Annotated in this window: 19 protein-coding genes and 2 pseudogenes; 7 read left to right on the forward strand and 14 right to left on the reverse strand. The window is 41.9% G+C overall.

Annotated elements, in window-relative coordinates:
• Positions 1–11 precede the first annotated feature (11 nt).
• The 4 genes from OCV70_RS03440 to OCV70_RS03455 all read right to left on the reverse strand — a co-directional run bounded on the left by OCV70_RS03440 (position 12) and on the right by OCV70_RS03455 (position 5,730).
• Positions 12–3,086 carry a glycoside hydrolase family 3 C-terminal domain-containing protein gene (locus OCV70_RS03440; protein WP_173767353.1) on the reverse strand — a complete coding sequence of 1,025 codons (3,075 nt, stop codon included), beginning with the start codon at positions 3,084–3,086 and terminating at the stop codon, positions 12–14.
• A gap of 184 nt (positions 3,087–3,270) precedes the next feature.
• Positions 3,271–4,626, reverse strand: a complete 1,356-nt coding sequence (locus OCV70_RS03445) for an ATP-binding protein (protein WP_021924571.1) — start codon at positions 4,624–4,626, stop codon at positions 3,271–3,273.
• Between the two features lie 15 nt (positions 4,627–4,641).
• Positions 4,642–5,352, reverse strand: coding sequence for a LytR/AlgR family response regulator transcription factor (locus OCV70_RS03450; RefSeq protein ID WP_021924570.1), 711 nt, complete (start codon positions 5,350–5,352; stop codon positions 4,642–4,644).
• A gap of 171 nt (positions 5,353–5,523) precedes the next feature.
• On the reverse strand, positions 5,524–5,730 hold the full coding sequence (locus tag OCV70_RS03455; RefSeq protein WP_117852454.1) for a hypothetical protein: 207 nt from the start codon (positions 5,728–5,730) through the stop codon (positions 5,524–5,526).
• A 573-nt stretch (positions 5,731–6,303) separates the two neighbouring features.
• Here OCV70_RS03455 and OCV70_RS03460 point away from each other — a divergent pair.
• The 3 genes from OCV70_RS03460 (at position 6,304) to phnE (ending at position 9,744) form a co-directional block, all read left to right on the forward strand.
• Entirely contained in the window at positions 6,304–7,335 is a 1,032-nt protein-coding gene (locus tag OCV70_RS03460) for a phosphate/phosphite/phosphonate ABC transporter substrate-binding protein (RefSeq protein ID WP_173767350.1), read from the forward strand.
• Positions 7,336–7,434: 99 nt separating this feature from the next.
• Entirely contained in the window at positions 7,435–8,199 is a 765-nt protein-coding gene (gene phnC / locus OCV70_RS03465) for a phosphonate ABC transporter ATP-binding protein (protein WP_173767348.1), read from the forward strand.
• Between the two features lie 3 nt (positions 8,200–8,202).
• Positions 8,203–9,744, forward strand: coding sequence for a phosphonate ABC transporter, permease protein PhnE (gene phnE / locus OCV70_RS03470; RefSeq protein WP_173767346.1), 1,542 nt, complete (start codon positions 8,203–8,205; stop codon positions 9,742–9,744).
• Between the two features lie 158 nt (positions 9,745–9,902).
• Here phnE and OCV70_RS03475 read toward each other — a convergent pair whose 3' ends face one another.
• Positions 9,903–10,055 (reverse strand): hypothetical protein, encoded by a 153-nt coding sequence (locus tag OCV70_RS03475; protein ID WP_021924565.1) that lies wholly within the window; start codon positions 10,053–10,055, stop codon positions 9,903–9,905.
• A 119-nt stretch (positions 10,056–10,174) separates the two neighbouring features.
• Entirely contained in the window at positions 10,175–10,606 is a 432-nt protein-coding gene (locus OCV70_RS03480) for a cytidylate kinase-like family protein (RefSeq protein ID WP_021924564.1), read from the reverse strand.
• Positions 10,607–10,619: 13 nt separating this feature from the next.
• Between OCV70_RS03480 and tnpA the strand changes: the two are divergent.
• The 3 genes and pseudogenes from tnpA to OCV70_RS03495 form a co-directional block, all read left to right on the forward strand.
• A pseudogene (tnpA, locus tag OCV70_RS19585) lies at positions 10,620–11,009 on the forward strand (IS200/IS605 family transposase); the annotation flags it as partial.
• A gap of 427 nt (positions 11,010–11,436) precedes the next feature.
• Positions 11,437–11,730 carry an autorepressor SdpR family transcription factor gene (locus tag OCV70_RS03490; protein ID WP_147343004.1) on the forward strand — a complete coding sequence of 98 codons (294 nt, stop codon included), beginning with the start codon at positions 11,437–11,439 and terminating at the stop codon, positions 11,728–11,730.
• Positions 11,705–12,739: an SdpI family protein gene (locus OCV70_RS03495; protein WP_195587261.1), complete on the forward strand. Its 1,035-nt coding sequence runs from the start codon at positions 11,705–11,707 to the stop codon at positions 12,737–12,739. Before OCV70_RS03490 ends, OCV70_RS03495 begins: the two co-directional genes overlap by 26 nt.
• A 226-nt stretch (positions 12,740–12,965) precedes the next feature.
• Here OCV70_RS03495 and lepB read toward each other — a convergent pair whose 3' ends face one another.
• The 7 genes and pseudogenes from lepB to OCV70_RS03530 form a co-directional block, all read right to left on the reverse strand.
• Positions 12,966–13,523 (reverse strand): signal peptidase I, encoded by a 558-nt coding sequence (lepB, locus tag OCV70_RS03500; protein WP_021925670.1) that lies wholly within the window; start codon positions 13,521–13,523, stop codon positions 12,966–12,968.
• Positions 13,524–13,532: 9 nt separating this feature from the next.
• Positions 13,533–13,970, reverse strand: a complete 438-nt coding sequence (locus OCV70_RS03505) for a helix-turn-helix domain-containing protein (protein ID WP_173766741.1) — start codon at positions 13,968–13,970, stop codon at positions 13,533–13,535.
• A gap of 178 nt (positions 13,971–14,148) precedes the next feature.
• Entirely contained in the window at positions 14,149–14,664 is a 516-nt protein-coding gene (locus tag OCV70_RS03510) for a cysteine hydrolase family protein (protein ID WP_173766743.1), read from the reverse strand.
• A gap of 142 nt (positions 14,665–14,806) precedes the next feature.
• The gene (locus OCV70_RS03515) at positions 14,807–15,208 is read right to left on the reverse strand and encodes a nucleotidyltransferase family protein (protein WP_262579215.1); all 402 of its coding nucleotides are present in this window, start codon (positions 15,206–15,208) and stop codon (positions 14,807–14,809) included.
• A gap of 45 nt (positions 15,209–15,253) precedes the next feature.
• A complete protein-coding gene (locus OCV70_RS03520) occupies positions 15,254–15,838 on the reverse strand; it encodes a sugar O-acetyltransferase (protein WP_021925666.1) in 585 nt (194 codons plus the stop codon).
• An 857-nt stretch (positions 15,839–16,695) separates the two neighbouring features.
• On the reverse strand, positions 16,696–18,054 hold the full coding sequence (locus OCV70_RS03525) for a GntP family permease (RefSeq protein WP_262579216.1): 1,359 nt from the start codon (positions 18,052–18,054) through the stop codon (positions 16,696–16,698).
• Positions 18,055–18,101: 47 nt separating this feature from the next.
• Positions 18,102–19,378: pseudogene (locus OCV70_RS03530) on the reverse strand (mannitol dehydrogenase family protein).
• A 375-nt stretch (positions 19,379–19,753) separates the two neighbouring features.
• On the opposite strand from OCV70_RS03530, the gene OCV70_RS03535 reads away from it, so the two are divergent.
• Positions 19,754–20,770, forward strand: a complete 1,017-nt coding sequence (locus OCV70_RS03535; protein ID WP_262579217.1) for an ROK family protein — start codon at positions 19,754–19,756, stop codon at positions 20,768–20,770.
• Between the two features lie 30 nt (positions 20,771–20,800).
• On the opposite strand, the gene OCV70_RS03540 is transcribed toward OCV70_RS03535, so the two are convergent.
• Positions 20,801–21,325, reverse strand: a complete 525-nt coding sequence (locus tag OCV70_RS03540; protein WP_021926679.1) for a methylated-DNA--[protein]-cysteine S-methyltransferase — start codon at positions 21,323–21,325, stop codon at positions 20,801–20,803.
• Positions 21,326–21,346: the final 21 nt, after the last annotated feature.

The following is a 21,346-nucleotide window of genomic DNA, read 5'->3' on the forward strand; positions in this document are numbered from 1 at the left end:
CTTCCTCCTTCTTATGCTTTCTTTAACTTTTTCGCATACACTACAATAAATAACAATGTCAGTAATGCCAGGAATGCGTCCACACCATAGAATGCTATCTGCCACCATGGAGTTACAGATTCCATTACACTTGTATTTGTAATTCCATTCATTGCATTGGATTTCACAAGATTATAAAGCCAGTATTTGATGTTCTGCTTTAAAGCTTCCTGGAAAGCTGTATCTTTTGCAATCTCTGCTTTTACATCTTCCATCAGTCCAATTTCAGAACTTGAATATGCAGAAGAGGTAAGTGCCATACCGCCGCCATTAAATACAATATCTCTCCAGTTCATATAGTCGGCACCATTGATCATATCTGTCACATAAGCGCCAGTAAAGCCCCATTCAGTTCTTGTAATTTGCTCCAAAAGACTCTTCTTGGCACCAGAATAATCAACTCCCATACGATTAAAGGCTGTCATAGCACCTCCGGCAATATTCTCTGCCATTGCTCCCTGGAAGCCTCTGAGTTCATTTTCCCTTGCAGCCTGCTCCGTAAAGAACACAGACATTCCGGAACGGTTTGTTTCCTGATGATTATAGGCAAAATGCTTTACTGCTGCCACAAGCCCCTTTGACTGGGCACCCTTACAGATTGCTTTTCCAAGAATATTGGTAAGCATGGAATCCTCGGAATAGTACTCAAAGTTTCTTGCACAATATACTGCTCTGTGAAGGTTTAATCCTGGTGCATTGATAACACTGATGTTAGACCATAATCCATCTTCGCCCAGCAGTTCTCCCTCGCGTTCCAGAAGATCTGTGTTAAATGTCGCAGCTACCACTACCTCTGTTGGGAAACTTACCATGGAAGTATCTGCATTTTCATCATCCTCTGCTACATAAGTAGGCTCATCTGATAAATCCTTTGACCATCTTGCACTATATCCTGCTACCTGATCATAAGAGAAACCAATCGGTCCATCCTGTTCATATGTTCTCGGAAGAAATACGGAATCAATATTTTCAATGTCGTCACCGCCATACTCAATGAACTGAATGGCCTCGTCCAAAGACATCTGCTCAATAAGCTGATCCCACATAGGATCATTAATATCAATCGCACCGGAATAATTTCCATTTTCATCGATAATCATCATATCAATTAATTTCAGCCCGTTATCTTTATCCCAGGTTGTTCCTGAACCATTTTCCGTAAGTTCTGTTCTGCTGTTTCTAAGACCTTCCATCATCTCTTCTGTTGGAGTAATGCTTGTAACAGCGGTCCAGCCCTTGCGCCAGTCTGTTCTGGTTGTATATTCTACTGTGTCTTCAATGACTTTATTAATGTCACAATCCTGTAATGCATTCTGTACATTTGCAGAATATGTTTCCATATCTTTTGCTGCCAGATTCCATATCTGTACATTATCCGCATTGATCACAGCATCATCATTTACAGATACAAGCCCTTCCTCGGATCCTGTTTTCTTCGCGAGAACATTATTCAGTGCTTCATGGGCGCCATTTCCAAGAGCAAAATAATAGTCACCTTCATCCAGAACCCATGCACCAGCTGTTCCATCTGCTTTCACTGCGGTTTCGTCATAGCTCGCAAAATATGCAGGATTGATTTCAATTTCCACTGTTTCAGACTCTCCTGGTTCCAGAATCTGTGTTTTGGAAATTCCTGCCAGCTGAATTGCAGATTTTTCTACTCCTCCTTCTGTATAAGGAGCCTGTACATAAAGCTGTACTGCGTCTTTTCCAGCAGTATCCCCGGTATTGGTAACGGTTACAGTGGCTTTTCCCACACTTCCTGTCTGTACTTCTACTTTTTCCAGTTTCTGTTCAAAAGTAGTATAAGAAAGACCATAGCCAAACGGATAACTTACTTCATCTGCATAATTCCATGCCTCTCCTGTGGAGGAACCTTCTGTGGTATCTGCATTTCCCTTTCCGAGAACACAATCTTCATAACGTGTTTCGTAATATTTGTATCCGTTATAAATTCCTTCTGACTCTACTTCAAACCAGTCTGCTTTATCGGTCTCGGTAAGTCCATCCTTTTCCCCGGAAACAGAACTGTTTGAATAAGTATAAATTCCAAAATTTACCATGGATGGAGCGGACAGAGAATTCACTGCATATGTATCGGAAATATGTCCGGAGGGATTCGCATCTCCGCAAAGTATATCTGCCACGCCAAGAAATCCATACATTCCAGGCAAACCGGTCCAAAGAATGGAATCAATCTCATCATCTTCCTTTAACTCTTCAATTTCAATGGGGTTATCTGAATTAATCAGCACAATGACTTTTGTACTGTGTTCCTTCGCAAGAGCGATCATCTGCCGCTCATAGTCGGATAACGCCAATGGCCGTTCAAAACTGTCGCCAGATGTTGTATTTACCATATTTGGTTCATAATCAGCTGCTTCTGAACCGTCTCGTGAAATTACAACAACAGCAGCCGTATCATCTGCACTTTTTAACAGTTCATCTGAATACTCACTTGCCGGAATCTCACCAATTGGATAATCTGTATTTACTTCATACATAGGACCAAATCCTGGTGTCAGACTATGTCCCGGCTGACCGAATCCGCCCATTCTCATATACTGTGCAGCTGTATCGCTTGAATAAAAATCAATCATATCCTGATTTACATCAAATTCTTTTTCTGCCAGAGCTTCTTCCAGTCCATAAAAGACTGCATCGTCCGGACCTGCAACAGAGGAACCAATTTCGCCTCCCAGAGTTGGCACATGGGAATTCATTCCCCACAATGTTACTTTTTCGCTTGCTTTGTTAATGGGCAGCGCAGCATTGATATTTTTAAAAAGAACACTGCCCTCTTCACTGATTTCTTCGGCAAACTGTTTTTTTGCATCAATCAGATCCTGAACAGAGGAAAATTCCGAATCAAAATAAATGGAATCGCCTGTTCCATCTCCTTTTTCAACCAGCTTAAAACTGGATGTTCCAAGTTTTGAATTGATAAAATCCGCACGTGTGGATGCAACTGCTGTGGCGGCACCGCTTATTGCCAGAAGGGTAGCCGATAAGCCAGCCAGTCCGCGCATCACATTTTTCTGTTTCATAGATGAATCCTCCTTTTTCTTGTGTAAGCGGATTATATCACCTCAGAACCTGTTATATATTTTTTTGACGTAAACCATCTTTTTTTAGCGTAATCTAACATTCTATTCAATTACATTTTATTTTTCTCTATTTTTATTGTGCATTATGCGCATTTTTCTTTTTATATTTTATGCAATTTTACCATTATATTTCATCCATGCTTTCCGGTATTGGAATCAGAATACGAAGCTCGAACCAGCCATCCTTTGCTGATACGGTCAGAGACCCTTTGTATTTTTCTGCAATTTCTTTCATACTTTTCACTCCAAAGCCATGGTATCGCCGATCCTCCTTGGTGGTAACCGGCAATTGGTTTTTCATTTTCAGTTCTCCCTGAAAACTGTTTTCTATCTTAATTCTTAGAAAACCTTTTTCCCTGGAAACCATTACATGAATCAGTCTTTTCTCTGGATTTTCTATCTTTTCTGTGCTTGTAATCGCATTATCCAGAGCATTTCCAAATAATGAGCATATATCCATGGAATTTAAAAAGTTCAGGGCTTTTCCATCCGCAACGCAGGTGATCTGAATATTTTTCTCCTGGCAAAGAAGACTTTTGGTCGTAAGGATTGTATCCAGAATATTGTTCCCGGTTTTATTCTCAGCTTCATACTGCTGAATCTCTCTTTCCATTCCGCTTAAATAGGCAAGCTTGTCTTCTTCAGAAATTTCTCTTTTCAGAAATTCGATCTGATGCTTCAAATCGTGATACTTCTGATTGATCAAATCCACACTGGTTCTGGATATCTGGTAATTTGCAAACTGCATTCTGTTCAATGCTGCCATCTGTGCCATTTCCATTTTTTCATGGGACTCTTTTAAAATAATATGATATGCTGTAAGAATGCTGACTCCTGCAAGATCTACGATTGTCCTGATAATATAAATGTCGCTTGGAATTCTGCTGGAAAACGGTGTACTGGAGCTCACATAGCTTAAATTACTTGCAGCAATCATACAGATACACATTACTGCCGAAAGAATCACTTCCCTTTTTTCTATGTGAATATGTTTCTGATCACGATTTATCCTTTTTTCTGCCAGAAGAACAATCACGAACAACACAGCTACTGTTCCCACTGTAATCAGACATTGAATGGCAGCGGAGTAGGAAACTCTTCGATTCTCAAATACATAACATACAAGCTGCCATCCAAGTGCCCCTGCAAGTTCTCCGAATGTATATGCGCGCACTGCATAGTAAATTACATTCCGGCGGTTCATATCGCATACTGCATAGATCATAAGAGCAGTAAACATAAATGCTATCATAATACTTGGAATGAACAGGACTGTTGATATATCTCTGGTAAAAAAATTATAGACCAGATACATTAACCCCAAAATCAGCAGTTCCGCATATGCCCATATATTTTTGCGCCTTCTTGGATTAAAAGCCGTATAAATGATTACTCCCAGAAAATTTGCCAGCACATAAGTAAAGCCTGGCGTTTTTGATAAATCGTACTCAAAAAAATAATTATAAATGTTTTGATACATCCACAGTGTCTCCTATTATTTTGATATTTCATTCAGATAATTATTAATAGCGTCCATCAACTGCTTCCGCCTTGGCCTGGTAACTGCAACTACATATTTTCCCAGAAGCACATCATTATTCTGGACACGTTCCACGTAAGCCAGATTGATCAGATAGCATTTGTTGCAGCGGAAAAAATGGAAATCCTTCAGAAGCTCTTCTGCCTCTTTCATCGATCCACGCGTCACGTATTTTTCACTTATCGTGTAATAAATTAGGTCATGATCCATTACTTCCACATATACCAGCTCCCGGATGTCAATGCGCTGAATTCCGTTTTTAATAGGAATGGTAGTATACTGGCGGTTTCTGGCAGCCATCCGCTCCATAGCCTGCAGCAGAGTTCTGGAAAAAGCATAATAAGTGATAGGCTTCAAAATGTAGTCAAATGCCTGCACCTTATAACCATCCATCACATACTGTGGCATATTGGTAATAAAAATAATGACTACTTCATGGTCCAGCTTCCGGATTTCCTCTGCGGCTTCCATTCCGTTCACAAAGCTCATCTCAATATCCATTAGAATAATGTCATAGTCCGCTCTGTAATTTTCCAGAATCCCATCCCCATCTTCAAATTCCCTGATCTGAAAGCTCTCCCCCATCTGTGCTTCCATCTGCTTCAGATAATCTCTATACTGGCTGCGATATTCCTTATCATCTTCTACAATTGCAATTGTAATCATATGGTTACTTCCTACTTTCCTCTGCTTTTCCTCTCTAACAGTAAAATTCAAACATTTATTTTCTGATGTTTTACAGAACCAAAGCTTATGCTGCTTCATTTTCAAATGGGCCGTCTTTTTCGACAGCCCATTGCTTTTTCCATCCTCTCACCAAATTTTAAATTGATGGAATCACATCCCATATTCTTTATATAATTTTCTTCTGATTTCTGCATTCGTAACAACTGACTGAATTTCGTCATTTCTTCCGTCCAGTATCAAATGATTAATCAGAATGCTTAAACGTTCCTCGCCCTCTGCTTTTCCGATTTCTTTTCCAACTACCTGCCCTTCTGCACGAAGCCTTTCTGTTTCCAGTTCAAGAACTTTTCCACCCATAACCTCACCAATTCCTTTCCTGACCACATCCTCATTCCAGTTCTTCTTATTATAGCCTTTTCCATTCTAATTCTCAATCTATTATTTTTTCTGTAAAGCGCCAACATCCCTTCTTGCATTTCCCAACAAGGTATGTTACAATTTACCCGGTTAACGGAATGCAGTGTCAGGGGGAGCGCCCTGGTGTTGCGGTCAGACTTTTTGATGACGAAAAACTGGTGCAGTGAACACGAAGTATCTGCCGCATTGACGCAGGATGATTTTCTCATATGCAAGACGGAGGAATGAGGCGTAGCGGTGGCTACGCCGATTGACGACAACGCAGCATATGAAAAATCAGGCAAGTCAATGTGGCGGTTACTTCGTGTTCGCTACACCAGATTGCGAGGGAGCCCGTAGGTCCGGGTTGAGAGGATCCCGTCAGGATCGACCGAAACCTGTTCACCTGAAATTACAGGTGGATTGTCAGCGTCTGCTCGAAAGTCATTTTCGGTACATGCTGAGAGGCATGTATTTTTTTTATTTCTTTCAGCAGAAATATATCACCCAATAAGGGCATGGAGGTATTTCATTATGAAGAAACACATTGTATCCGCACTTTCCATGGCATTGTGCCTGGGACTTACCGCAGGAAGCGCAGTCACTGTATTTGCAGATGACACAAAGACTATCGACTCTTTGAAAATCGCATTTTCTCCCTATGCGGATTCCGACACCATCACAACAGCCACAGAACCCCTTGAGGACTTACTGAAGGAAACCCTTCTCTCCAAGGGCTATGATGTAGAAAATGTGGACATGACAGTTGGCACAAGCTACACAGCTGTGGGACAGGCATTAAGTGCAGGCAGTGCAGATATCGGCTTTATTTCAGGCGGTAACTATGTACTGTTTTCTGATGACTGCGATGTTCTTCTTACCGCACTTCGCTACGCCATCAACAAGGATTCCGACGATCCCAAAGACTGGAACGACGGCACCATTGAGGAAAATACAGACGAAATGTCTACCTACTACCGTTCCATCATTCTTGCCGGACCAAGCGAGAAAGGCCAGACTTTGCTGGAAAAAGTAAACAACGGAGAGCAGCTCACCTGGGATGATTTAAATGATGCCACATGGGCAGTGATGGGACCGACCTCTGCTTCCGGCTACATTTACCCAAGCTTATGGCTGAATGAGAAATATGGAAAAGGCATCAGCGATCTTGCAAATGCTGTGGAGTCTGATTCCTACACCACTTCTCTTGCACGTCTTGCTTCCGGACAGGCAGATGTTATGGTTTCCTACGGACACATCCGCACCAAATATGCTCCAGAATGGCAGGAAACCTTCGGCGGCACCGATGAAATGGTGAATCAGACGGGCGTAATCGGCGTTACGGACAAGATTTATAACGATATGATCGCATACAGCAAAACCTCTGATGTAATGCAGGATGAGGATTTCCGCCAGGCACTTGGGGATTCTTTCATTGAGATTGCAAACACAGACGAGGGAAAAGATATTATCAGCGTATTCAGCCAGGTTGGCTATGAGTGGGGCGATGACGCGAACTATGACGGAGAGCGTGAGGCCCAGGAGCTGCTGAAATCTATGGAATAATAAATAGAATTTTTTGAAAATCATAACTGCCGGGTCAGAGCCTTTCAGTGCGTTTGCCTCGGCAGTCATTTTTGTTATAAAATGAGGTCATTTTCATTTATGAATTTACAAATTCAGCATGTAAAAAAGGAATTTAATCATACAATGGCACTTGCAGATGTAACTTTCGCAGTCTCACAGGGGGAATTTGTCTCTGTGATCGGACCTTCCGGGGCAGGTAAAACCACTTTGTTCCGTATTTTAAACGGAATGCTCCCCTGCACCAGCGGACAGATTCTTCTGGATGGAATCCCCTTCCAATCTCTGCACGGCAGGCAAAAGCGCCGCCTTCAAACATCCATTGCTACCATTTATCAGGATTTTTGTCTTGTGGAGAATTCCACCTGCCTGGAAAATGTGCTCACCGCCAGCCTTCCGGACCTTGGATTTTTCTCCGGTGTGCTGGGGCTTTATGGAAAAAATCGCGAAGCGGAAGCTCTGCAGCTTCTGGACCGGGTAGGACTTCTTGACAAGGCAGAGGAGCCAGTGAAAAACCTTTCCGGCGGTCAGAAACAGCGTGCTGCCATTGCAAGAGCCCTGATGCGTCACCCAGGTATTTTGCTGGCAGATGAACCGGTCGCTTCTCTGGACCCTGTGACTGGGCGGCAGATTCTTGAGCTCCTGAGAAGCATTCATGAGACAGAAGGTGTGACCATTCTGATGAACAGTCATAATCTGGAATTTTCCAGGGAGTTTTCCCAGCGACTCATTGGGCTTAGAGACGGAAAAATCGTTTTTGATGGAAAAACTGCCGAGCTGACCGAAGAAATCACAGAGCAGATTTACACCAACTCAGAAAACACAGTCAGGAAAAATGAGGTGTGATCTATGAATAAACGCAAGCTTCACCTGTTCCAAAGAGTGGCAATTCCCCTTGGTTTTCTCTGCCTTTTTTTCCTGGCTGCCAGGTTTACTGGCTGTGACCTCGCTGCCTTCTGGAAGCGCAGGAGCCATCTTACCGATCTTGTGGCAGACATGATCCCACCAGATTTTTCCTATATCCGAAAAATCCTTCTGCCCCTTTTTTATACCATACAGATGTCTGTGACTGGTACCGTACTGGGAGCGTTTTTCGCCATTGCGGCTGCTCCCTTTGCCGCGGCAAACCTGAAATTTCCTGCAGCTCCACGCAGAGTTCTCCGGATTCTCATCCAGGTTCTCCGCTCTTTTCCGGCACTGATTCTGGCGCTGACCGCCACATTTTTGTTCGGGCTTGGAACCTTTGCCGGTACTTTTGCAATTACCTTGTATACCTTTGCCATTATGACAAAGCTGACTTATGAGGACATCAGCGCAGCTGATCCAAAGCCTTACCTGGCCCTTTGCTCCATGGGAGTTTCCCGTTTCCAGGCATATGTGCATGCTGTTATTCCGGACATTGCCCCTGGATTTCTCACCAATGCACTTTATCTCCTTGAGGCCAATGTGCGCCACAGCTCCATCCTTGGATATGTGGGTGCCGGTGGAATCGGTCTGCTGCTTAATGAGAAAATCTCCTGGCTGGAATTCGACAAGGTTGGCATGATTCTCCTCATGCTGTTCCTTACCGTGTGCGCGATTGAATATTTCAGCCGTTATCTGGCTTCGCTGGTTCGCGGAGAACGAAGGATAAAAAAAGAACATGCCAGACTGCTGGTTCTGTTTCTTGCCGCTGTATTTGTTATTTGTACGGTAACTCTTTCCCCGCCGGATTTTTCCCGCACCAGCCCGCAAACTTTGAGAAATATGCTGGACGGATTCCTGCATCCGGACTGGAGCTTCTTTTTCTCCACAGGAAAAGACGGGCTTTTTTATCTGCTTTTGGAAACTGTGTGCATTGCATTTATTGGAACAGTAATTGGAGCAGTTCTCTCGATTCCGCTGGCTTTTTTGAATACCAGAAGATTTGTGCCTGCTCCGGTCTGCTTTCTTTTTAATCTGCTGATCATGGGAATCCGGTCTGTGCCATTTCTGGTATACGGACTGATTTTCATCCGCGTATCAGGCCCTGGGGCTTTTACCGGAGTCCTTACTCTGGCAGTGTGCAGCATCGGACTTCTCACCAAACGCTTTACCGAAAGCCTGGACGCCCTGGACATGCGTCCCTACCATGCGCTGCTTGCCATGGGTGTACGCCCTTTGCCAGCCATCTGCCACAGTGTGCTGCCACAGCTGAAACCGGTTTTCACCTCTATTGTGCTCTACCGTTTCGACGTGAACATCCGTGAGGCTTCCGTCCTTGGCCTTGTGGGCGCAGGCGGAATCGGCGCCCCCCTTATCTTTTCCATGAACCAATACGCCTGGTCAAAAGCCGGCGCCATCCTGCTTGGCCTGATCCTCCTGGTATGGCTCATCGACCTCTTATCATCCAAAATCGGAGAGCAGAATTAACTGCCCTCCGATTTATGCTTTATCTCTATACGCTACTATTGTTTCGTATATGGTATATCCATCCATTTCAAATTTCTTATCTTCTCTCGGAGATTTCACATTATCACAAAAACTAAGCAAATATCCTGTTTTCTGCTGTTTGATTGACAGATATGTTTTCAATTGCTCCAAAGCTTTTGTTCCTTTTCTTTGAGAATTCCATACATGGTGCCAAGATCAATTTCCGGATTATTAAACTGATACGGTATTTCTTCTCCAGTATAAAGAAGCGGAACACACGGACCAGTTATATTAAATACTCTTTCTCCCATGCAGGCTCCTTTCTGGAAATATCTTTTTACAGAAAAAAGGTTCCAAGATACCATCACTCTAACAATAAAATTATGATACCATGAAACCTGATTTCCGTAAAGGCAATCAAAAATTTTCCCTACATCATATCCCCAAACTTTTTCAGAACAATGTCACGGATCACCTCTGCGCTGTGGTCGATTCCCAGGGAGGCGCTGTTGATTGTGAAATCCATATGTTCGTAATCTCCCGGCAGATATCCGGCGTAATGTTTGTGGTATGATGCACGGGCTTTGTCTACGTCAGAAATCATTTTTTTCGCAGCGTCCGGCTTCATTTTCAATATATCTACGCAGTTTCGCATTCGCGCTTCATAAGGCGCATAAATATAAATTTTCAAAATATTATCATGATCCTGCAAAGTGTAATCTGCGCATCTGCCCACAATAATACAGTTTTCCCTGTCTGCAATATTGGTAATGATCTTCCTCTGCTCATAATAAATGTCATCATGCCTGGTAGTGTTTCCTACTCCCAGAGGAAATTTCATTGCATAAAAGGGACCTGACACTTTTTCCTCTTCTAATCGTCATAACAGACGAAAATACAGTCTGAAAGTACATATAGTTCTTGTAACCAAATACCGCAAACAACTACTAAAAGGCTCTATTGCTGATGATGTGAAACAAAAGATTCTCGATATAGCCAATACTCGTAGCTACGAAATAATTGCTATGGAAACAGACAAAGACCATATACATTTTTTGTTAAGTTATGATGCAACGGATAGAGTATGCGACATTGTTAAAATTGTAAAGCAGGAAACAACATAATACTTATGCCAAAAGTATAATTCGGTCTTATCAAAACAGTATTGGAAGAAAAAAATATTTTGGTCAGATGGTTATTTTGCTTGTAGCATTGGAGAAGTGTCATCAGCAACTATACAAAAATATATCGAGAGTCAGGGATAATAGATAACGATTTACAAGGCTCCTCCCACCGCCTAAAGGCAGTGGGAGGAGCCTATGATAAACGAAAGGATTTATTTATGAACATCTGTAAGCTTTACATTAGCCTGCAACATCTCAATAATATCTTCATAGGAATACTGGTATTTCTCTTTATCTCGTTCCAATGAACTATCTCCTAGTAGTGTCAATAGGTTCATTATTTATTTTGATACTCATATAGCAAATAATGTTGCACTAGAACGGCTTTGAAAATGGCTTTCTGCAAATTGTGACGCACATCTTGCAGAAAGCCTTTTTTTCTGAAATTTTTTCTAAAAATAAAACAGTTTGTTTTTTTAAGTAACTGGTTCTTGACAAATAATATCCCTTACATTATAATACATTTAGTAATTAGGTTAAATGTTAAATAAAGGGATGTGATGAATTTTTGGGTATACAAGATACATTAAAAGCACTGGCTGATCCAATACGACGTGAGATTTTGAACTTATTGAAGAATGGACGGCTTTCAGCCGGAGAAATCTGCGAACATTTTTCAGTAACGGGAGCATCCATATCAAGACATCTGGCAATATTGAAGGAAGCTGATTTGATCCGAAACCAAAGAGAAGGAAAGTTTATTTATTATGAATTAAACACTTCCGTATTGGAAGATGTCATGCTGTGGATCACAGATTTGAAAGGAGCATCGGACGATGAAGGAAATGATAAAAAAATATAGAGGTTCATTAATCAGCTCTATACTGGTAATTCTTGCAGGAGTCCTGGTCGGTTTTACGAGTACACACGGTAAATGGATAAATGTACTTTTTGTAGTAACGCACTGTATATTTGTAGCAATCATATTTTATGATAACAGAAGCAGACAACAGAGCCCTAAGGTTATAGGGATGGCTATATGGATGATACCTGTTATTACATTGCTTTATAATGGCATTGCCAGATTGGTAAATACCGGAGCAGATATGGAGAACCTGTTTATGGCATTCATGTATTATGGAACAGGCTTACTGTTCATGGTTATAGGAAATTATCTGCCAAAGGTAAAACAGAACAATACGATAGGGATCCGAGTTATATGGACATTGCAGGATGAAGAAAACTGGAATGCAACTCATAGATTCAGTGGGAAGCTATGGATGGCAGCAGGTATTCTGTGTATGCTCTGTGGTCTTTTTGAGGAAAATATGGCAGCCCTTGTCTTGTTTATTGTAAGCATTATGGCAGCTGCAATCATCAGCATTCTCTATTCTTATCTCTTTTATAAGAAAAAGATAGCGACCGGAGAAAAATTAAAAATTCAGTATAGCAAAAAAACAATTGTGGTATACGGAAGCATAGCCATTGTAACCATTATATTCGTTATATGGACGTTGTTCTTGGGAAGTATTGAAATTCGTTTCGAGGATAGAGATTTTACTATTGAGGCACAAGGCTGGAGCGATTATACAGTAGACTATACGCAGATTGACAGTATCTCATATGAAGAAAATCCATCTCAGAACCGGAACGATTATAGAACCAATGGTTTAGGAAATCTTAAATATGCTATGGGAAATTTTAGAAATGATGTCTATGGAGACTATATCCGGTATACCCATTCATCCTGTCATTCATATGTAGTCATGAGTATAGATGGAAAAATATTGGTCGTGAATGGTGCAAATGATTCAGAGACAAAGGAAATCTATCAGACTATTTGCGAAAAGATGTCAAATGAATTAGAATAGCATCAGGAACGCCGGGAAAATGTTCCGACTCATCAATTGATTTAATTTTTGCCATGCCAGAATTGTCAGGCAAGATGAACTAACATGTCTTGACTGACTTTCTGGCATTTTTTTAATTTTTGTTTTTTGCAGCAAAAAGGCCATTTAACAAGATGTAGTATGTGTCAACTTTTTTCTCATCAATCAATCTTCCTTAGTCCAATCCTCTAACGCTAACCCCTCAACTCTACCGTAACCACTTAAAAGACGGATAGTATCTTACAACAGCTTTTCCCACAAGCTGGTCAAATCGCACGAATTTGTTTTTCCATGAACGTGAATCTTTCGAATCATTCCGGTTATCACCAAGCATGAAATAACAATTTTCCGGAACTGTATACGGGCCATAGCTTCCGACCATTTTCTCCGGAATGAAAGAGTCATCCAATGGAGTGGGAGAACCATCAATATAAACCTTCCCATCCTTAATTTCCACTACCTCTCCCGGCAGTCCGATCACTCTTTTGATAAAAAGACGGCTTTCATCATCTGGGTATTTAAATATTACAATATCAAAACGCTCCGGATCCTTGAACTTTTCAGAGATTTTATAACCAAACAGATCAAGATTAATTCCATACGCAAGCCGAAAGCCGAAAAGACGGTCCTTCACCATAAGTGTTTTTTCCATGGAGGGTGAAGGGATTTTTGCGTTAATCAAAACAACATTATTGATAACCAGAGTAATCACCACTACTATTACAATCACTTTCACATAGCCTAACAGTTCACGCCAGATTTTCATGCTCTCCACCTACCGTTCTTCATCATTCATATATCTGAACAATCTTTTGTCGTATTTTGCTTCGCGATACCATCCAATTCCGATCATGATCACGCCTAATACAATGGTAACTGTTCTTGCCATTGTATCAGCTGAAAACAGGCAGGTGATTACAACTCCAGTTCCTGCACCTGTAAAAAAGTCAATAACGGACTTTTCCCGTTTTAATGATCCAAGCACTCTTTCTTTATCCATGGTTTTTACCATTTTGGCATCTTCCTTTATTAAGATGTCGAGAGAAATATCAAAACGGTTGCTGATGTCTATGAGAATCTGCAGATCCGGATAGCTCTTTTCATTCTCCCAATTAGACACAGTCTGTCTGGTAACATGAAATATTTTTCCAAATTCCTCCTGGGTCAGCCCCTTTTCTTTTCGTATTTTTAATATCTGCATTCCAATGTTCATATTTGCTTGTCTCCTGTTCTTCCAATCGGTTTTGCTTTCTCACTTGGATTATATAAAAATTTCTGCCAAATGAAAAGCAATTTGCCTTTTACAGCGGGAAAAACAGGTATGCAAAGCTTCTTTGACATGGGATTTTTCTTATTCTGTAGTTTTGTACTTCATACTACATTCCCTTGGCTCAGACAACCTCGACCTGACACGCTTTCATAGCCTCCAGAGCCCGTTCATGGCTATCTGGTGTCACACCTGCACAACAGAGGGAATCCACAATAACTGGCACTTCCGGCAAAAATGCTTTCAGCAGCATGGCGTTGGAAATTACGCAGATATCCGTGCAAAGACCAACCAGTGTAATACTGTCGATGGGCTCTGATTTATTAAATTCCTTTAACACTTTCCCCAAGGTTTCGCTTCCAAAGGTTGGCTTATCAATGGGAAGAGATTCCAGAAGCTCTGCAATCTCTTCCCGGATTTCCCAGCCATAGGTGCCACGAATGCAGTGCTCTACAGGAAGCATCCTGCCCTCCTGAGTCTGAAGGTAATCTTCGCCGTGAGTATCTCTCGTTGCCAGCACAAGCCCATTAAAATTCTTTACTTTATCTACTACATTTGGAACAATGGCTTCGGCCTCTGGTGTGCCAAGTGCTCCGTCAATAAAATCGTTCTGCATATCAATCACAACTAGAATGTTCATATTTTTTCTCCGTATATTATGCTTTACTTATTTCAAAAATTTATTTCGATATGGATAGATCACATCTTGCAGTCTACAGCATTCTTTCAATCATGTCAGCTTTTTCGCTTCTGCCCATCAGCCGATAGTATTTACACCATAATTATAGGGATTGCAAAGGAATGACTTCTGTTCCAAGCGTCATTCTTTCCACGATTTGTTCTTTGTCAAGAGAACAATCATAAACCTTCCCTTCGCTTACAATAGAAAATCCAGCCATAACATCAATATCAACAGAATCAATGGTGAATTCCATGAATACCTTTGTACGATACATTGGATCAGGAGCAGAAGCCGGTGGGTGAAGTTCTCCCATTTCTGATAAAATAGTCCGGACCTGTTCAGCATCATGAACAGAGACCATTAAATCAATATCATGAAATTCTGAAATAATCCCTTTAAAGTACAGCAGCATAGATGCGCCTAAAGCCCACTCTATATTTGCCTCATTAAATCGATGTGCAATTTTCTGTAGTAATTCGATTTTCTTCTGTATTTCACACATATAATAACCTCCCACTTGTATAGTTATCTGGATAAAATGTATTTGTTACTGATTCCTACGGATCACTCTGCAGGGACTGCCTGCAGCAATCACATTGTCGGGAATATTTTTTGTTACAACACTGCCTGCTCCGATCACAACATTATCTCCGATGGTAACGCCTGGCAAAATAATAGCTCCGCCACCAACCCATACATTGTTTCCAATGATAACTGGTGCTGTTTGCGTTTTACAAAATTCAAATGATCCGTCTTCTTTAGGTATCCCAAAGCGATCTATGGCATTTGTTGGATGAAATGCCGTATAAATCTGTACATTTGGTGCAATTAAGGCGTTATCCCCGATACGAATTACATTGTCATCAAGAAAAGTACAGTTCATATTTACTTCACAGTTGTTTCCGAAATAAATATTGTTACCGTAGTCAACGTAAAAAGGAGCCGTTATCCATAAATTTTTGCTTTTTCCTCCAAGAAGTTCTTTCAGAATTCTTTCTTTTTCATCCGCATCTGCAGAATTTGTCTGATTATAATCTCTTACTAAATCTTTTGCCTTATGCCATTGTGTCAGCAGTTCCGCATCTCCACAATCATATAGTTCTCCTGCCAGCATTTTTTCTCTTTCTGTCATAGGTACCTCCATCTGATATCCAATGCACATAGTTTTTTAATATTACCACAAAAACAGGACTCATGCATGATTTTATACATGAATCCTGTTCTTATGAATAGTTTTTGCATCACATCGTTTTTGAAATTTCACTATCAAATTCTGTTTTCCCGATAAAAACTCTACAAATAGTCTTCTAATCGGTTTTTTCTTTGTCATAATAAATTGTAGCGGGACTTAGTGAAGCAGTTGTTACCAGGACGTGAGTTCACAATGTATATTCATCGCAGGTCGTCGCAACACTTCGCCGAGCTAACTGTCAACTGCGACTAAACATCTCAGGAGAGCCTTCGATGTTAAGTCTTCGTAGACAGTGGATCTCGTCTCCGTTAAGAGCGCTCCTGAAATGACCTGCTCACGAATATACATTGCGAACTCACTGGTTACTGGTAAGGAGAATGTGCTAAAACGATACTTCTTCACTGGCACTGAGAGGAAATTCAGACTGGTACTTATTTACTGGCATTAAGGGGAATTCCAGCCGATGCACAGCCTCTGGACACCTGTTACTCCTAAGCAGGTCATTTCAGGTGCGCCCTTAGCCGTTAATTCACCGCTGTGCGTTGCAATATTCGGATGTGCGGATTGCGGGAATAGTTTTCAATAGCCAGCGTTCCCCCAGGTGTGCCGGGACAGACGGTTGGCGAATTTCGGGAATTTGGTGAGTAAGCGACAGGTGGGGATGCACTGTCTGAGCCCGATAGGGCGAGTTTGCTTCCCCACCTGTCAATAGGCGACGGAGCCAAATCCCGAAATTCGTCATTGGCTGTCCCGGCACACCTGGGGGAACGCGTCCGCCTTGATTAACTAAGTTCATCTTAGGCAAACAGACTGATTACAATTGCACAGATCAGTCCTGTAAAGCCTATAATCGTTTCCATCATTGTCCATGATTTTAAGGTTGTCTTCTCATCTATCTCAAGCAGGGAGCTTACCAGCCAGAATCCGGAATCATTCACATGGCTGAATGCTGTTGCGCCTCCATTGATAGCACAGACCATAGCTGCCAGATAAACAGGAGATAATCCTGCCACTCCTGGCATAGCTGCCATAATACCGGCTGCCATTGTCATAGCCACTACTGCTGCACCTACTGATGCACGGATTAATGCTGCAATCAGAAATGCCACAAGCACCAGCGGAAGACCGCTCTTCTCCAGTGCCGGTCCGATGATGTCACCCATACCACAGTCCTGCAATACCCAGCGGATAATTCCTCCACCTGTAATAACAAGCAAAATCTGTCCTGTAGGGCGCAGGGAACGGTCCATGATCTTCTTTAACTGTTCTCCGTTATAGCCATGCTTTTTACCAAGAAAATACATGGCGGATAATACAGCTATGATCAACGCTACAAATGGTGTTCCGAGAAATTCCAGTGCAGGACGGATAGCATCAATTCCCGGAATATATGCAGAAAGTGTATTGCATAAAATTAAAACCAGCGGAAAAAGGATAATACACAGCACAGTAGAGAATGCAGGAAGATTTGCTTCCTCTTCTTCCCTGACCTCCTGGATATTGAGCGGAAGTCCTGTATGAATACGGCTGCCGATAAATTTTGACCACAAAATCCCGGCAAAGATCAGAGAGAGAATACCAACCGGCACACCCACTGCAATCATAACTCCCAGATCCACATTGAGCATATTTGCAACAAGCACAGAGCCTGCTGATGGCGGAATAAATGCAAATCCTGTTGCAAGACCTGCTAATAAAGGAATCACATAATATAATGTGGATTTTTTTGTTTTTCTGGCAAGTCCGAATGCCAGTGGAATCAGAATCACAACACCTGCCTCAAAAAACACAGTTGTACCAACTACCAGTCCCGTGATTCCAAGTGCGATTCCAGCTTTCTTCTCACCAAACCTGTTTATCAGTGTCTGGGCAACGCACTGCGCGCCTCCTGACACCTCCAGAATTCCTCCAAATAAAGATCCAAGTCCGATCAATAATACAATCCCCTGCAGAGTTTCACCTGCACCCTTCTCTACTGTGCTAACCAGAGTCGGAACCGGCATGCCGGCTCCAAGCCCTATAACCAGAGCTGAGATCAGCAGGGATAATACCGGGTGAAGTTTAAACTTGATAATAAGCAGCAGTAACAATACAATACCTGCCGCTGCTGCGATCAACAGTCTTGATGGCTCAGCCGCAAATGCCGCTTCTGTCATTTTTATTTTCCTCCTGAAAATCAGTTATAGTCTCTGTCCGGCGAAAATCATCCAACATATTTGTGTATCGTTGCTCTTACAGCTCCAGGTCCTGCAAGCATCTCACGGAACATATCCTCAATCTTCTCTCCCACACCAGCTTTATAAAGATCCGTAAAGAACAGACGCTCATTGGAAAGAATTGGTTTTAACTGATCTGTGAAAGTCTCAGGTTTACCTGCTGCAATATCCTTAAACTGTTCCTGCAGCTCCTCATTCATCGGATCCGGTGCAAGCTCAAATTTATTTCCTTCATCGTCTACACCAAGCATATATCTGAGCCATCCTGCAATTCCAAGAGGTATAGCTGTCAGTCTGGAAGATTCACGGTGTTTCTGTCTGCCATATATACGCCAAAGCCTTTTTCCAGAGCCGGGCGGCCATTTGGAAAGCTGTCCTCAATTACCAGATACTGCGGTTTCTCGGCATTGACAAATGGCGCAATATATGTCTTCTTGCCTGTGATCACCGGCTGCATATTCTCAACACCCATATTTTCAAGGTCTGCTGCAATCTGCTCACTTGGACGAGGTGTGATCTTGTCGATCATTGTCCATGGAAAAGCCACTACCTTCTCATCACTTATGTAGTTCACAAATCCCTCATCAACAAATCCTGCCTTCTTCCACTCTTCTGTCATTGTCAGAACGGACTCTCTAAGCTTTGCGCCATTTTGTGAACAGTTATCCATAGAAACCAGTGCAATCGGATATCTGCCAGCTTTATATCTTTCATAAAGCATTGCAACCAGAACTGCCATAGCACCACACGCCTTATCCGGTCCGTTCTTGATATCTGCCTCAACAAACGGGAACCATGTTCCATCCGCTTTCTGCAATGCATATCCTTTCTCTGTGATCGTAAAAGAAACCATCTGCAAGGATTTACTGGTAAAGATCTCCTTCAGCCGATTCCACTGTGCTTTATCAGAGGACTGTGCTTTCACTGCTTCTGCTAAGGCTCCAATCACTTTGTATTCACGTGTACCATCGCCATGCAGGATTACACTTAATCCCAGATTGTCATAGGGATCATAAATCTTATCTACCACATCATAATCAAAGGTTTCCACACAGGTAATACCACGATCCAAAATTCCATCCTCCAGAAGGCCATCTGCAATCCCGCCGATAAATATGTGGAAAATATTTCCGATACCAAAATGAACCCATCCTGGTTCTTTCTTTGCTTTCTCAGAAACTGCTGCCACATCATAGCCCGGAAGGGTGATTCCTGCCTTATTCCATGCTTCCTGTTCCTTAATTCCATTCATTGATAACTTCATGTTATATCCTCCTAGTTTGTCTTCTTACTATACTTCTTATTTGTTGTTATGTCTTTTACTTACGCTTATATCTCAATCGTAAGTTGAGTATATATCTTTTCTTTTTAAAAATCTATTGACAGAAATAATAATTTTCAAAGAACTTTTTTGTCTATTTTTACCATTTCAATGTGATTCCTTTGTATTGCTTTTTTTTCGTTCTATGCTACAATAAGTTTGGAACTTAACATTATCTTATAACATAATCAGGAGAATATTATGAGCGAAAAGGGATTGACCAACATAAGTCTCAAAAAAATAAATAAATCAAAGGTTTACCAATATATTTACAGAAAAAAAACGACCTCCAAGCTGCAGATTGTTCAGGAGCTACAGATGGGTTTATCCACTGTCAGCCAGAATCTGAACCTTCTGGAGCAGGAAGGTCTTATAGAAAAAAATGGCTTTTTTGAATCCACCGGTGGAAGAAAAGCAAACGCCATTCAGATTGTGTCAGATTTCAAAATTTCCATTGGTGTCGGTATTTTAAAAGAAATGTTTCATATTACTGCTGTAGATCTGTATGGAAATGCTTTCTATACAGATACCATTTCGCATCCCTATTCTGACACACCGGATTACTATAAACAGGTTACAGACGCGATAAAGGAATTCCTTTTGTCACACCAGTATGACAATGACAAAGTACTTGGCATCTCCATTGCCACACAGGGCATCACCTCTCCGGATCATACTACTGTACTATATGGAGATATCATGAATAACGCAGGCATGAAGCTGGATGATTTTTCCAGATATCTTCCTTATCCCTGTTATCTGGAGCATGATTCCAAATCGGCTGCGTTCCTTGAGCTATGGAGGCATCCAGAGCTTGACAGTGCTGTTATCATCCTGCTGAACCGAAATCTGGGCGGCGGTATCATCACTAATCATCAGATTCATCAGGGACTCTCTATGCACAGCGGAACCTTTGAACATATGTGTATCAATCCTGATGGGCCACTTTGTTATTGCGGCAGCCGTGGCTGTCTGGAAACCTACTGTTCTGCCAATGCACTGGAACAGGCTGCAGGTATGCCCATCAAAGAGTTTTTCCCTCTTTTGCGCGAAAAAAAATCCCCCCAGATCATACAGATCTGGAAAGATTTTTTAAACCATCTGGCATTTGCCATGAAGAATCTTAACCTTATTGTCGATGCACCCATCATCCTCAGCGGCTATCTTGCACCTTATTTTACAGAGGAAGATATTGATTATCTGACAGAGCGTCTTCACAGGGCTGCACCATTCATGCTGGATAAAGCACAGATACTGGTGGGTACTAATGGGCAGTATACACCGGCAATCGGAGCTGCCTTGCATTATGTGGAGGAATTTGTTCAATCGATTTAAACGAAGCTGCATATAGACCATAGCTTCCGGTCACCCTTTTCCTGGTACAAACAGATGGCTCATATCCGTATGCTCCAGTTCAAGCAGCCATATTTTTTTGGCAATTCCTCCTGCATACCCTGTCAGGCTTCCATTTGTGCCTACTACGCGGTGGCAGGGAATGATAATCGAAATTTCATTATGTCCGACAGCACCGCCAACTGCCTGTGCAGACATTTTGGAAAGTCCCTGTTTTCTGGCAAGCTGGTGCGCAATTTCTCCATAGGTTGTGGTCTGTCCGTAGGGAATCTGCAGGAGGATATCCCATACAGACTGTCGGAATACAGATCCCATCGGATGCAATGGCGGAAAAAAGTCAGGTTCTTTACCAGTAAAATAAATATCCAGCCAGTGTTTCGTTTCGGAAAGAACCTGCGTTTCCTGAGACTTGTGTTCCTCTGGCAGATTGTCGGCAAAGTATTTTTCTCCTTCGAACCATAGTCCGGTCAGTCCAATTTCGTCTGCTGCCAGCAGAATCTCTCCAAGCGGCGATTTATAGCGGCAAGTATATACCATATTGCCTGTTCCTTTCAGAAA

The sequence above is a fragment of the Blautia acetigignens genome, from assembly GCF_025566865.1.
In the GTDB taxonomy this organism is placed as follows: Bacteria; Bacillota; Clostridia; order Lachnospirales; family Lachnospiraceae; genus Blautia_A; species Blautia_A acetigignens.

Bases quoted from the DNA above. Each gene is read 5' to 3' on its own strand.
- OCV70_RS03505 (WP_173766741.1), bottom strand. From the start codon at position 13,970: ATGAACATTGGAATGCAGATATTAAAAATACGAAAAGAAAAGGGGCTG.
- OCV70_RS03450 (WP_021924570.1), bottom strand. From the start codon at position 5,352: ATGATTACAATTGCAATTGTAGAAGATGATAAGGAATATCGCAGCCAG.
- OCV70_RS03495 (WP_195587261.1), top strand. From the start codon at position 11,705: ATGAAGGAAATGATAAAAAAATATAGAGGTTCATTAATCAGCTCTATA.
- phnC (WP_173767348.1), top strand. From the start codon at position 7,435: ATGAATTTACAAATTCAGCATGTAAAAAAGGAATTTAATCATACAATG.
- OCV70_RS03475 (WP_021924565.1), bottom strand. From the start codon at position 10,055: ATGGGAGAAAGAGTATTTAATATAACTGGTCCGTGTGTTCCGCTTCTT.
- OCV70_RS03535 (WP_262579217.1), top strand. From the start codon at position 19,754: ATGGGTTTATCCACTGTCAGCCAGAATCTGAACCTTCTGGAGCAGGAA.
- OCV70_RS03525 (WP_262579216.1), bottom strand. From the start codon at position 18,054: ATGACAGAAGCGGCATTTGCGGCTGAGCCATCAAGACTGTTGATCGCA.
- OCV70_RS03515 (WP_262579215.1), bottom strand. From the start codon at position 15,208: ATGTGTGAAATACAGAAGAAAATCGAATTACTACAGAAAATTGCACAT.
- OCV70_RS03440 (WP_173767353.1), bottom strand. From the start codon at position 3,086: ATGAAACAGAAAAATGTGATGCGCGGACTGGCTGGCTTATCGGCTACC.
- lepB (WP_021925670.1), bottom strand. From the start codon at position 13,523: ATGAAAATCTGGCGTGAACTGTTAGGCTATGTGAAAGTGATTGTAATA.
- OCV70_RS03445 (WP_021924571.1), bottom strand. From the start codon at position 4,626: ATGTATCAAAACATTTATAATTATTTTTTTGAGTACGATTTATCAAAA.
- OCV70_RS03455 (WP_117852454.1), bottom strand. From the start codon at position 5,730: ATGGGTGGAAAAGTTCTTGAACTGGAAACAGAAAGGCTTCGTGCAGAA.
- OCV70_RS03460 (WP_173767350.1), top strand. From the start codon at position 6,304: ATGAAGAAACACATTGTATCCGCACTTTCCATGGCATTGTGCCTGGGA.
- OCV70_RS03540 (WP_021926679.1), bottom strand. From the start codon at position 21,325: ATGGTATATACTTGCCGCTATAAATCGCCGCTTGGAGAGATTCTGCTG.
- OCV70_RS03510 (WP_173766743.1), bottom strand. From the start codon at position 14,664: ATGAACATTCTAGTTGTGATTGATATGCAGAACGATTTTATTGACGGA.
- phnE (WP_173767346.1), top strand. From the start codon at position 8,203: ATGAATAAACGCAAGCTTCACCTGTTCCAAAGAGTGGCAATTCCCCTT.
- OCV70_RS03520 (WP_021925666.1), bottom strand. From the start codon at position 15,838: ATGACAGAAAGAGAAAAAATGCTGGCAGGAGAACTATATGATTGTGGA.